The sequence below is a fragment of the Pirellulales bacterium genome (assembly GCA_036490175.1).
Classification (GTDB): domain Bacteria; phylum Planctomycetota; class Planctomycetia; order Pirellulales; family JACPPG01; genus JACPPG01.
Map to the genome: position 1 here is coordinate 1 of DASXEJ010000333.1, position 13,512 is coordinate 13,512.

The following is a 13,512-nucleotide window of genomic DNA, read 5'->3' on the forward strand; positions in this document are numbered from 1 at the left end:
GTACCGCCGTGTCGCGCATGCCACGTCGTTCGACTTGTTCGGCCAGAGTGCCGGCACCGTCGGAAAGCACGACGCGCGCCGCCGTCTGTAGCAGCACCCGGTCGTCCTCCGACATCTGTTCGGGGCGCCGTACAAAAACACCACCGGGACGGTCGATCAATTGCGCCTCGGTGCTGTTGCCAATCGAGTTGTTGATCTCGTCGTGTAGCACCTGGCGATAACCTGACTGGTCCTCGTTCCAGATCACCAGATCGACCGACAGGCCTTTGAACCGCCAATAGGCGTGGGCGCGTATGAGTTGCCGGACGATTTCGATCTTGTTCTGGTCAGCGATTCGCAGCAGGACAATCGGCAAGTCACCCGAAATACCGTGCCCCCAAAGCCCAGACTGGCCGCGCGTGTTTCTCGCCAGCACGCTGGCACTGGCGCGGCGCAGATTCGTGGCATAGATGATCGAGCTGGCGAGCCGGCCGTACAGCTGGGCGTCAGCCTCGGTCGCATTGAGTTGTTGCAAAACGACCTGCCCGTGCGTCCATGCCAAGTCGAGTAAACGATCGGCCAGATGCCGATCATGATATTTCTCGGCCAGGCCCAACGCTCCGTCGCGCGTCTCGGAGACACCGGTCACGACGTCGACCACCGCCGTTTCGCCCGGCTCGATCGCTACCGTGCAGCGGATCGACACGATGGGGTCGAGAACCGGCCCCTCGCTGTTCGTGAGAGGAACCGGTCGCGCCATGGCCTGAGGATCGACGACACTACGGCCGCGGCCGATAAACTTCGCCTTGTCCGACTCAAACGACGGCGCGCCAACCGACGTGCCGTGTACCGACATCAAATGCACCATCCACGGCGGCTTCTCCTGATGCGATCGGGGACGACGGGTGCAAAGGATAGCGTCGCGATCGCGGATGATCTCGGTTTGTACGAACAGATTGCTGAAGGCCGGATGCGTCGCGTCCGAGGCCGGACTGGCGAGCACAACTTCCGCGTAGCTGGTCAACTCGATTGTGCGCCGTTGGCGGGAGTGGTTGGAAATATTGATCCGCCGCAGTTCGACGTCATCTTCAGGGGATACCGTCACCTCGGTATAGGTATCCAGCTCGAAATCGCGGCGGCGGAACTCGGCACGGGCCTGTGGAAAAATGGCCTTGTAAGCGGGCGAGGCCTTCAATGTTGGCTGAAACGCGGCCGACCACACTTCATTGGACGTCACATCGCGCAAATAGCAAAATGTGCCCGTATCATCTCGTGAGACGTCTTCGCGCCAGCGTGTCACGGCAATGTCTTTCCAGCGACTGTAACCGCTGCCGGCATTGGTGATCATCACATGATACTGGCCGTTCGACAGCAAATGCACTTCGGGCGTGGGCGTGCTAGGCGAAGACAGCACGCGCATCAGCACTTCGCGGGCGACTTCTGGCCGCGGCGCTTCGGTGGCTTCGGCCGACCGCGGGAAGACCGGCGCCGCCTTGGGGATGCGCTCGTGCAGTAACAACTCGGTGGCCTGAAACGGTGGATAGGCCTCGAATCGCCTTTGCATGGGTCGATCGAGCAAGGCATAGGCAAACGCCAACAGACTCATGCCCTGATGATGAGCCATGAACGAGCGCACGATGGCGAACGGCTGGCCGCCAGCAAGCCTTGCCGACGTGTAGTCCAGCGCCTCGTAGTTGCCGTAGTTGCCGTTGATTCCCATCAAGGCCATCCGCCGCAAATTGGAGCACGCCGCCTGGGGAGCCACCATCAATGCCATGGCCGCGGCATACGGCGCAATCACCAGATCGTCGGCTAGCCCTCGCTTGAAGCCCAGGCCCGGAACGCCAAAGGCACGATATTGATAGTTCAGTTGGGCATCGGTGGCGTTATATCCCGATTCGGATATACCCCAGGGGACCTTGTGACTCTCGCCGTAGGCAATTTGCCGTGCCACCGCGGCTTTGTTCGTTTGGTCGAGCAGGGTATCGTCGAAACTTGGCATCACCAGCAATGGCATCAAGTACTCGAACATCGACCCGCTCCACGACAGCAGCGTGGGCTCGCCATCGACTCCCGTCAGCAGTCGGCCGAGAGCGAACCAGTTTTCCTGCGGAAGTTGTCCTTCGGCAATCGCGACGTAGCTGGCCAGCCGCGCTTCGGAGGCCAATAAATCGTAGAAACTGGTGTCGCGTCGTCGCTCCGCGACGTTGTATCCAATCGCCAACAATCGCCGCGAGGGGTCGTACAGAAAGTCGAATTGCGCGCCGCTCAATTCCAGGCACGTCTCGCCGAGCCTGTCGTGTAGCGCGAGACGGTCCTTGGCCTGGGCACTGACGTCGTCGACGCGTTGCCGCAGTTGCACAAGCCATTCACGGCCTGGCCCAGCCGTCGCGAGCGCATCGTCGATCAGTCCAGAAAGTTGCTGTGAGAACTCCGCAACGCCTCGCAAACTAAACTTGCCATTTGCGGGCTCAAGCGCCGCTTTGAGAGGCGCTAGCGATGCTATCGCCGACGGGCCGTGTGCCTGCCATATTTCTGGCGGCGGCGGCAGCGTTGCCAACGGCAAAAATGCATTCACCTCTGCCAGCCAGGATTGAGCCTGGCGCTTAAGTGCCTCGCTCCACCCGCGTACTTGTTGATCGGAGTGCTTGGTAAACTCGGCCCACGTCGTATCGTCGGCGAACCGTTTGAGCAATTCGATCTGCCGGGAAAGCGCAGGCGGGATGTGCGCTAGTTCGTTCTCCAGCTTTCCAAGATAAGTCGCGGCGCGAAGAGGATTACGGCTGGCGCTTTCCGAATTCTCTTTATCCGCGTTGCCGCCCCGCAGAGCCTTGATCAACACCCTGAGCGTACTGCTGAGCCCCCGGAAAGCGGCAGGCGGAAGAATGTCTTCGTCGCCCAACTGCAACAAGCCCTCGCGCAGAGTAAGCAGATGGCCGACCAGATTGCCACTGTCGACCGTCGAAACATAACGCGGAGGAAGAGGCTCTAAGGTGCGCGTGTCGTACCAATTGAAGAAATGTCCCTGATACCGCTCCAGGCGTTGCATGGTCGCCAGGGTGTTGCCGGTTCGCTCTGCCAGCTCTTGCGCCGGGATAAACCCGAAATCATGGGCCGTCAGGTTAGACAGCAACGCCAAGCCGATGTTGGTGGGAGACGTGCGATGGGCGATGACCGCCGCGGGGTATTCTTGAAAGTTGTCGGGGGGAAGCCAGTTTTCCTCGCGTGTAACGAACGTCTCGAAAAAGTGCCACGTCTGTCTCGCCAGGTCTTCCAAAAACTTGCGGTCGTTGTCGTTCAGTTGAACAACATCGCTCGGCAAGAGTCGGCTGAGCCACCAGGCAATGGCCGGGGACGAAACCCATAACAGCGCTACCGGCAGCGAAGCCAACAGGGCATCGGGTCGAAAGCGCACCAGGTAGACAATGACGGATAGCGCCAGCATGGGCCCAAACCACATCGCTCGGATCGTGCCCACCAAATGTGTGCGGGCCGTCTGCTCGGCATCGCTTGAAGTGCGCCACTGCAGCAGGTTCCGCTTCGTGATTAGCAAACGACCCAGGGTGCGCACAATCGCATCCGTGCTGTAGTAAGCTTCGTCCGGCAAAAACGTCAGCGCGCATAGCGCTTGGATTGCTCTCCGCCCGAGTGATTGCAACGTGTCGCGGATGTGCAAACGCCAGGAGAGTTCGACGGGCCGCTTGACGAACTCGACAAACAACCTCAACAGGATCGGAATCAACAAAATCGCCACGACGAACAGCGTCCAAAACGACGCCGGGCCGACCGGAGTCAGCCAATACAAGACCAGCAGCAGTGTTAGCGCCGCCGGCACCAGGCTGCGCCGCAAGTTGTCGAGTATCTTCCAGCGTGAAAGAGCGGATAGTGGATTCTTGACAGTCCCGCGGGACAGGTGCGGCACCCAGGGAAAAGCCCAAGCGGCAATTTGCCAGTCACCGCGGATCCAGCGGTGCCGGCGGCTGACGTCAACGGCGTACCTGGCCGGGTACGTCTCGAACAACTCGATATCGCTGACCAGCCCCGAACGCGCGTGGCAACCCTCGATCAGATCATGACTGAGGATCAAATTGTCGGGAAGGCGGCCTCCCAGAAACTGCTCGAAGGCATCCACGTCATAGATGCCCTTACCGACGAACGAGCCTTCCTGAAACAGGTCCTGATACACATCGGACACGGTGCCGGTATAGGGATCGATCCCAGCCTGGCCGCCAAAAATGCGCACTAGCCAAGATCGCCGCGCACTGGGCAAACTCAACGAGACCCGCGGTTGCAGGATGCTGTACCCATCCACGACCGACCCGCCGCTATTGCCGCAGCATGGCCGATTCAAAGGGTGCGCCATGGTGGCCACCAATTGGCGCGCCGCTTCGCGGGGTAGCTGAGTGTCGGAATCCAACGTAATGACGTATTTCACGCCTGTCAGGGCGGTGGTATCGCCGACAATGAGAGAAAAGTTCTTTCCGTCTGCTCCGCGGAGAAATCCGTTCAAGTCTGCCAGCTTGCCACGCTTGCGTTCGTGTCCCATCCAAACCCGCTCTTGCGCATTCCAGCGGCGCGGCCGATGAAACAAGAAGAAGATGCTGTTCCGGTCGGCCTGATACTTTTCGTTCAATGCCTGGATTTCGTCGCGGGCCAGGTCCAACAGCGGCTGATCTTCTGCGCTCACGGCCGCCGGCGCATCGCGCAGGTCGCTGAGCAACGCGAAATGTAAACTGTCGTCCCGATTGGCCAGATAGCGAACCTCGAGGGCCTCGACCAGATCTCGCACTCCGTCGGCGCTGGTGAGCATGGTCGGAATCGCCACGATCGTGCGATTCTCCGCGGGGATCCCCGCGGAAAAGTCCATCCTCGGCAGGGTTCGCGGAACGACGACCAAGGTAGCGAGCCAATTGACAACCGCTACGCCCAACTGCGAGGCGCCGAGAAATACCAGCAGAACCGTGGCCCCTATCAGCACGGCGCCGGCATCATGGTGTACGTCTTGAACAATCGCGGCCGCCAAAGTTGCCACGGTAAGGAGGACGGTCGTTCCTAGATACAACAGCAGCGCATGGCGTCGTCCCCAGCGCAGCACTTTTCGCGCGATCGAGATCCGCGCATTGACGAGCGTCTCGAGTTCAGGCAGGCCGCGATCGATCAAAAAGTAACCGACATGCGCCGACCTGTCGCGTACGCCTCGCAAGTTGGCAGCTTTCATCGCCAGCTGTACAGCGCCTAATGCGACCTGCCATTCGGGCAGACGCGCGTTCTTGGCCACGCGTTCTATGACATGCCGATACCGATCACGCGTGGCAAAATCCATCTCGGCGTAAACGTCCGAGTAACCTTCCTCTTCTTGCAAGATGCGGCGATACTCGCGCACACCGGCTTCGTCGGGATGGGCAAATTCCTCAGGCGGATAGCCGCGCAAAATCTGCTCGACCACGCTAAGCGATTCAACGAACGAATGCCAGTCCATGGCACCCAGGAATCGCAAGCTGGTGACGCTATTGCCGATCGAGACTTGATCCGCCGCTTGCTGTTGCCCCTCGCTCTGCATGAGCTGCTCGATCGTGACATGCCGTTCGGCCAGGCGTTCTTCCAACCATAGCAATGGCAGCGCCATCACATGGCTGTGCTCTTGCAGCCGGCGGGCAAACTCGGCCACGAATTCGCTGTCCATAGCGGTGCTGGACCCGCTCATCTCGGCGATCACCAGAATCAAGCCGCGCGGGTCCGTCTCCGCCGCGTTGATCATGCGATCGGCCCACACATTCGCCTCGTCGCGGTGCAGCCTGGCGGCCGTCATGCGCGCGACCACGCGACGAAGATTGTCGATCAACGCCAGCCGCAGCATGATGGGAATCGCCCACAGCTCTCCCAGTGCAAGCGGAGATATCGTTTGGTAAGCGGCAACCAGCGACGTGAGACTATCGGCGGTAACCCGACCATCGACGTGCGAGATTAGTTCCTGGGCGATATCGTAAACGCGCGGAAGACCTGTAAGAGGTCCCTTGGTCAAACGGGGCAACTCGGTGCTGTAATTCTTCGGCAGGTGGCGTCGCGCCGTACGGATTTGCTCTTCGATCAGATAGAAATTATCGAGCAACCATTCGTCGGCGGGCGATGTACGCCGCTTGGCGGCAATCGCCGAAACGACCAGCTTGTAACCGCGCTGCAGGATCTGCTCGTTCTCGTGCAGGCGACCGAGCAGATGATCGGGCCCGGGACGCAAATCGACTTCGTGCCAAGCGGCCAGCGATTTGGCGTGCTTTTCCAGCTGATCCGTGCTGAATAGCTCGGATCGCAACGGTTCTTCATCGGGTCCGCCAAGCGGAATCGGTTTCGACCGACTGGCAAGATTCAAGAGCCGATGAGCCAACTCGCGATGCCGTACCTCCAAACCGTAAGACTCCTCATGTCGAAGATTTGGGCGACCGCAGAGCGGCGGTGAACAACTCTATCGTACGCCATAAACTGCTTGCGCTCAACCGACGGAAAATTCCGAACACCTGGCGCGACTTGAGGATACGTCAATCGAGCTGCATGGCAATGGGGCGCACTGCGTGCGTCCATAACGGTGTCGATTCAACCACTCTGGCTGTTTTTCAAGCAGCCCGCTCCGGCATCTGTGGGAACCACTCGTTCGCCGCATTCCGTGCGGTTACTACTGTGCGCACGGCACTTTATTTGCACTGCAAGTAGTTTGGGCGTTGATTTTCCGGCGTCCTCATTCTTCTTGGTGTTTCTATATGCCTGAGTCATTGCGCATCGCCATCGCGGACGACGATCGCTCCACACGCGAGTTGCTACAACGGATGATTGCTCATCTAGGGCACTCGGTGGTTGCTACGGCTGAGAATGGTGAAACACTGATCGCGCAGTGCAAACAGGTGCAACCGGACGTTGTCATTACCGATAACATGATGGCGGATGTTAACGGAATGGATGCCGCCTTGGAGATCTACAAGTCACGGCCGCTGCCCATTGTCTTGCTGTCCGGCTATTGCGACCCGAAGTTAGTACGCAGTGCTGAGGAAAAGCATGTGCTCGTCTACCTGGTAAAGCCGATCAGCGAAGCCCACCTCGAAGCCGCCTTGGCGCGTTGCACCGAGGAGCTGCGCGCTGCGCCCATGCGTGAATTGGACGAGCAGAACGACGTGCTGATGAGCGCAACCGAGCAATCAGGTGACTCTCGATTTCAGACCCGCAGCCACACGGCACCGGCAGAACAGCGCCCCGTATAAATATTGCGCAGCGTGCAGGAGTGTATCTCAGCGGTCTGAAGAGTCAGCGTCATCGTATGCACGCTGGTCGCGCATGGCGGTGTATCTGGCTCGGCCGCGATCGGACGGTGGCGGCGTTGGCTCCGCCCACTCCGTGGGCTCGGCCTGTTCGTTTGCACTCATGTCATTCATGGGCGCCGCCATGCTATTGCCACCACGACCGCAATTACTGCACCCAGTGCCGCCGCAGTAGTCACCACAATTACCTATGCCGTTCCCTGGATACGGTCCGAAGTGGCATGGAAAGACCAGGGCGTGCAATGAATCGAACCATGGCACGCCACAACTCGGGCCGCAGTTGCAACCAGAGGCGAAGCCCACAGAGAGCGAGAGCGCTGCGATCCATTTGAATCTTTTCATGTGCGGTGGATTCTCCGTCTCGTCTCACACAGTTCCGATCATGCGATCACGTCCCACGCGAAACGGACGGTGTGCTTGTATGTACACGCCCGCCGCAGAGGGACGTCGAATGCGCAATATCAGCAGCTACCCGCTGGTCTGGTGTACTTGCCGTAGTCGAATCATCGGTCGCGCGCGGCGTTAAAATCGACCTAATCCGCACATATTCTCCGATGAGAAAAGTCGGCTGCCGTAGCTCGCGCCGTGCTAGCACACGGTCTGACAGCGCTCGAGACCAAGGCGCAGGGCGGTGCCCTGCCCGAAAATGAACCCGCTCGGGGAAATACGTCGCGCCCGGGCGCGACCTAGCACCATGCCGCCCCGGCGTGGAAATACGATCCCTGCCTAGTCGCCGCTGTGGTCGTGCCTCCGCAGTTTACAGGTCGATCGACTTGCCGGGCGCGCGTAATGTCGGTTTGCGAGACACCGTTGTGGGTGCGGCGGGCGGCTGTGGCGCCGGTGGCGTAAAGCTTGGCTGCAACGTGTCGCGCAAAGACTGGGCTACGGTATAGCCAGGGGCCGCTCGCAAGACCTCGTCGAGAATCTTGCTGGCATCCGTCGACCGATTTGAGTACGCGTATTGATAGGCGAGAAGGAGTTGCTCGTCGGCATTGCCGGGCTGATCGCGCACGGCACGTTCCAGTGCTTGCAGCTGGCTGCCATATTCGCGAGACTTGGCGCCGTAAAGCTGCGCTCGGTCACGAACTACGCTCCCCCAACGCGTCGCAGGCAGTAAGGCGAACCCTCGCTGTACGGTGTCGGCAGCCTTTTCATATTGGCCGGCAGCGAACAGGGCCTGCCCAGCCTTTAGCGCCAAAGTGCCATTGTGCGGATCGTCTAGCAAAGCATGTTGCCATGCCTGAGCGGCCGCCGCGTAGGCACCCGTCTTGAAGGCGTCGTCCCCCTGCTTGACAAAATCTGCCCTCGCCGGACGCAGCCGTGCCGCAGTAATTGCTGATCGTGTGGAAATGCCGGGTGCCGGCGGTGCAGGAGTCGCGGCAGTCGGCATAGCCGCCGGCGCCACCAACGCGGACTGCGTTACAGCGGGAGGAGCGCTCGCATAACCCGCGCTATAGCCGTAAGGGTAAGCGGGCGGAACCGGCGCCGCATAGGGGACGCCATATGGATATCCACCATATCCATAGTAAGGAGAACCGTAGGCGTACGGATAGGGGACGCCGCGATAGGGATATCCATAGGGACCGTAGTAATACGGATATCCATAGCCGTACCCCAGGCCATAGCCGACGCCGAGTCCAAGCCCAAGGCCGACACCAAAAGGAACAAAACCAAAGCCGTGACCGTGTGCCTGGGCAGTCGTTGGCCCAGCGAGGAGAGCTGCGGCTGTGATCAAGGCGCCTACGAATCCATTGCGCGGCAACATGATGTTTTGACCTTTATGCTGGGGACGATCCTCAACCCCGTAATGGTTTTATTGTACCGTAAGTCGCGCAAACTTAAGATCGAAACACAGCTTGCGGTATTGTCATCGCACTTGGCGGCATGACCGGCTAAAACCCGCCGGCCAACGCGAGCAGGCAATGCTTGCACTGACATCGCACTGCCGGAAACAGTGGCGGCGCCCGATGGCAATTATGTCGTGCGGCTCGCCTAGCGAGAAATGATCAGGGAGGAAGGCACGCAGCCTTCGACGATCAGTCGGCCAGCAAGAAATTCACCAGCGCGGCCGAATCGTACAGTTCTGGTCCGTCATGACCGCGCTTCGCTGCCGGCAAACCTGGCAGCAGTACGATCTCTGCATCCCCGCCGAGATCATGGTAGCGACGGCCCAATTCGGTCGCGTTGGCGCCGGTTGGCACCAAAGTGTCGTTAGCGCCGTGAAGGTGCATTATCTTGACCCCAGCCTTGGCCAAGGGTGCCAGATTATCGATCGGGTTGAACTCGGTGGCGCGACGATCGAGTTCCTCGAGCGATAGGCGGTAATCCAATCCCTTGGTCGGCCCGGTGATTACGTACGGCAATGTCGGATACGTGCGGAAGTCGATCGCCGGCGACATGCCTGCGATCCGGCTGACGCACTCCGGATGACGAAAGGCCCAACCATAGGCGATCAGACCGCCGTGACTGTGTGCCAGCAACCGAGCCCGCTTGTTCAGTCCATACTCTGAGACCAGCTGGTTGTAGAAATCCTGGCAAACGTCTGCAGCGGCGGGACTGCCGCAGGAGGCTCCCACCTCGACGCCAGCCACGTGGAATCCGGCCGCCAGCAGCTTCTCGATGTAGTGCCGGTGCGCTAAGTTGCCAAACCCGTCATTGATTCCAAGCCAGAACGGAAATTCCCACAGCCAGCGCTTTTGCGGATCGACGGCACCCGTCGGCTTGACGAGGTAGGCGATGCGACCCTGCACGCGCAGCTCGACCAACTTTCCCCCGTCGTAAGTGCCCGAGATCGTGGTCGGAACCTTTCCGGTAGGATCGGGATTGGTCTTCGCGACGGCCGGTTTTGGCTCGTCGGCCCTAACCGCGCCGCTTGTCAGCGGCAGTCCACATATTATTGGAACCGTTAGCAGCCGCAAAATTCGGTTCAAAGTTACCTCGACCGAAGACAGCATTGCACAAGAGACGTTGTTCACGGGTTTCGTTCGGTATCGACCTGAAGCCACGATGGTCGCCGACCTTCGTCAACCATCGTATCACGCCACGCATGGCATTGCTTCGGCCGGAATCCGCACAACGCATCCCTGCAGCGATTCAAATGGCCCGCTGTGGACGCGTTTCTGGCTAGCTACTCTGCTTTCAAAACCAGCACGTTGGCCTCAGGAAACAGGTGCGTGACCTGCGCCACGTCGTCCTCTGTTGCCGATTCGGCAAGTGATACTACACTTTGAGGCGCTGCTCCCAGTACTCGCCAGGCGAGGGGCGGCTGCGACATGTCATCGCGATTTCGGTACGTGGCGCGAATGGGATAGCGGCGATGCGCCTGTTCGCGATTCTTAACCGACCGATATGCCGCGACCATGTAGACCACCAGCGCCGCCAGTGTCACGGCAGCGAGCATCGTCCCCAGACCAAACTGGAACCGGCGTTTCGGGTATCGGATGCCAACTATGGTACGAGCCCTCATATGCCGGTGACTGTCGCTCGATACTCGATTTATATCATGCTCGTCTCAAATGCAACGCGACCGCAGGCCAGACACAATTTCCGCGTGCGTCTGGGAAGGTCTAGCGATTGACGACGCAGGTCACTATTTCTACAAAGTCATTGTGTGGTATGATCTCCACCGCGTGCAGCGCCGCAGTGAAGAGTGCGGCAGGTCTGACGCCCGTCACGTTTAGGAAGCTCTTGGCACTGGCAATTTAGCGATCGTCAACAGGAGAAACGAGAAATGGGAAAAGGCAACAATAGTCAGAAGAATGACAAGAAAAACAAGAAGCCCAAAAAAGACACCAAGAAGCCGCAGACCAAGTCGGCCGGGAGAAGCTAGCCTGCCCATCGGCCGCCCGCGACTGCTCCACGCACGATTACCAGATCTGGCTGGGCGCCGACGTGGCTATACGGTCACGCATGCGCGTACCGCGCGCTAGCAGCCTTACAGGTGAACCGGAATCAAACGTTGCTGTTCGTGCGATTCCGCCGCCACGGGTGGGTCGATCCAGGGAATCGGTGTCCCGCCGCGCAAGTGTTCGGCGACGCATTGCTTGAACGCCGCCACGATCTTTCTGAGCGCGTCCCGCTCGGAGCCCGCCGTGCTTTCCAATCCCGCGAGATTCGCGACGCGGGCTCGCACGCCTACGCCATCGACCAAAGAGACGTAGACGACGCACCCAAAGACGGGCACGTCGTCCGGCTTTGAATCATGGTGAGCGTTTAACCCGCTAGGTTGCTTTGCTTCCATAAAATAATCTCGAGCATGATCGTTTTTTTCCATCGCCGCCAACGTCGTCAGCCAATCAAGATTCGCGGTCGCCGTGCCGTGCCAGGCATGGCCTTGCGGATCAGCTCTTTCACCATCCAGGGAATATTCCCTTCGCCAAGCATCAGGAAGTTCAGATTGGCGGCCAAGGGGGATTCGTTCGACCAGCCGAATATGATCTCGGGCGGTTCACCTCCGTCGCGGCAAAGCTCCAAGCAAATTGCCGCCAGCACGTGCGAAATGCTTACGCAACGCGAGACCCGAATCACGTCCAAACCGTCTTCCCGGTGGATCTGCATGTACGGCTTTTGATAAAAGTTGCTGGGATCTCCCAGAAAAGCCTCGACGAAAATCAGCGGTGTCCGGGGATCCAGCCGATAGTCGTGCTGCAGCTGGCGACTCTTCTGCGCCAGAGAAATCAGCCCGGGACGATGCGGCGCCAGCACCTTCGGGCCCGAGCGACAAAGTTCATCCCATTTATGCCGCACCGAATCGTCTGCGAAATCGAAGCCCTCAAACCGCAGCTCGGTGCTGCGAATCCACCTCGAGACGATAGATGTAACCAGAATGGCAACCACAAAGGCCATGGCGATCGTCAGCCCCGAGTGGTTGATCAGCACTGTCAAGCCAGTCATGACCACGAAGAATCCACCGGCGATCGCATACGGAATCATTCGGAAGAGGCGTTTCGGGGCACGATTTCCCAGGTCTTTGGCTGCGGACAAGGCCGCCCCGGCAAGTAACGCCAGCACGCTCGTGGCGTAGGCCCATTGTTGCGACGCAGGGCTGGCTTGGAACACAACGGTCACTAAGAGGACGATGGCGTTCAACACGATCAGAATAACGCCGAGCTTGCCGGCCCAACTTACTTCCATCCCCAGCCGGTTCAAATAATGCGGCAGCATATTCTGCAAGCTCAGCGTCACGCTCGCGCCGGCCAGACACAGGATCAGAGCGGTCGTCACATCAAACAAGTCGCCAAACAAATGGCCGAAGATTGGATTCAGAACGACGCTCGGCTGCCCGTCGACTAATGACCCGCCGTGCGCCATGTAAGCGAGCGCCCGATGCTCGGCGGCACCGACGGCCCCCAGCTCGGCTCTCGGTACGAAGAGCGTTGTGACCAAAACGGCGCTGAGCAGATAGACGGCCATAATCGCGGCGGCGACGACCATCAGCTTTCGAGTGTTGCGCACACGGGCGGCGGTGCAATGCGCATCGTGACCATTCCCCCCGCTCACTTGCGGCACCACGGCCAGAATCATCTCGAAGCCGCTTAGCCCTAGCGCCATTTGCGGAAACGACCACAAGGCAATGCTGAGCCAGACCCAGGGCCAAGCATGGGCCACTGGCGATGTGACGTCGCCAGCCTGCGTATTGGCAACGAAAATCACATCCAGCCAGGCCTGTAATATCTCAGGGTGTTCAGCGACGTGCCACAAGGCGCTGCCAATGACAACTGTCTGCAGCGCCAAATAGCAAACCACCACCGCCGCCGTGAACAGTAGAATTCGCCGGGTTACGCCCCGTTTGAGTATCTGCCAGGCGACGAACGACACGATCGACAGCCCGAGCGTGATCGCCACTTGCGGCTCGACGAGCACCCTCAACACGTGCTCAACGGGAGGCCATAGCACATGGTCGTCGATTAGTAAGCCGTCAGGTAGCTGCTTAAGCAACCGTTGGCCGTGTGGATTATGAATCAAATGCACGGCAGCATCCGCTACCGAAAGGCTGCGCGTGATCACAAAATCGGCAGCCGCGAAGCCCAATAGCGTGAGCACCGCCACTTTGCCGCGCCAGCCGGGGATCAGGTCTTCGAGCACCCCGGCGGCGCCGCGGCCGTCGGGCGAGCGGGCGACCACATACCAGTACACTGGTAGCGCCAGAAAAAACGTCGTCAGCACCACACCAGCAGCGGCCACGGGCGCCCACGGGCCCGCGGCATCAACCGCGATGGATGGTAAATAG

At 59.7% G+C, this 13,512-nt stretch carries 7 protein-coding genes; 1 reads left to right on the forward strand and 6 read right to left on the reverse strand.

Annotation, left to right across the window (positions count from 1 at the left end):
* The coding region (locus VGG64_25160) for a glucoamylase family protein (protein HEY1602919.1) at positions 1–6,382 on the reverse strand (6,382 nt) is incomplete at its 3' end.
* A gap of 349 nt (positions 6,383–6,731) precedes the next feature.
* On the opposite strand from VGG64_25160, the gene VGG64_25165 reads away from it, so the two are divergent.
* Positions 6,732–7,226, forward strand: a complete 495-nt coding sequence (locus tag VGG64_25165; GenBank protein HEY1602920.1) for a response regulator — start codon at positions 6,732–6,734, stop codon at positions 7,224–7,226.
* Between the two features lie 814 nt (positions 7,227–8,040).
* Here VGG64_25165 and VGG64_25170 read toward each other — a convergent pair.
* The 5 genes from VGG64_25170 to VGG64_25190 all read right to left on the reverse strand — a co-directional run.
* A complete protein-coding gene (locus tag VGG64_25170; protein HEY1602921.1) occupies positions 8,041–9,048 on the reverse strand; it encodes a tetratricopeptide repeat protein in 1,008 nt (335 codons plus the stop codon).
* Positions 9,049–9,319: 271 nt separating this feature from the next.
* The gene (locus VGG64_25175) at positions 9,320–10,213 is read right to left on the reverse strand and encodes an alpha/beta hydrolase (GenBank protein ID HEY1602922.1); all 894 of its coding nucleotides are present in this window, start codon (positions 10,211–10,213) and stop codon (positions 9,320–9,322) included.
* 197 nt (positions 10,214–10,410) lie between these two features.
* Entirely contained in the window at positions 10,411–10,683 is a 273-nt protein-coding gene (locus tag VGG64_25180; GenBank protein HEY1602923.1) for a hypothetical protein, read from the reverse strand.
* A gap of 534 nt (positions 10,684–11,217) precedes the next feature.
* Positions 11,218–11,523 (reverse strand): hypothetical protein, encoded by a 306-nt coding sequence (locus VGG64_25185; protein ID HEY1602924.1) that lies wholly within the window; start codon positions 11,521–11,523, stop codon positions 11,218–11,220.
* 47 nt (positions 11,524–11,570) lie between these two features.
* Positions 11,571–13,512, reverse strand: a 1,942-nt coding sequence (locus VGG64_25190) for a hypothetical protein (protein HEY1602925.1), incomplete at its 5' end; no start/stop codon positions are given.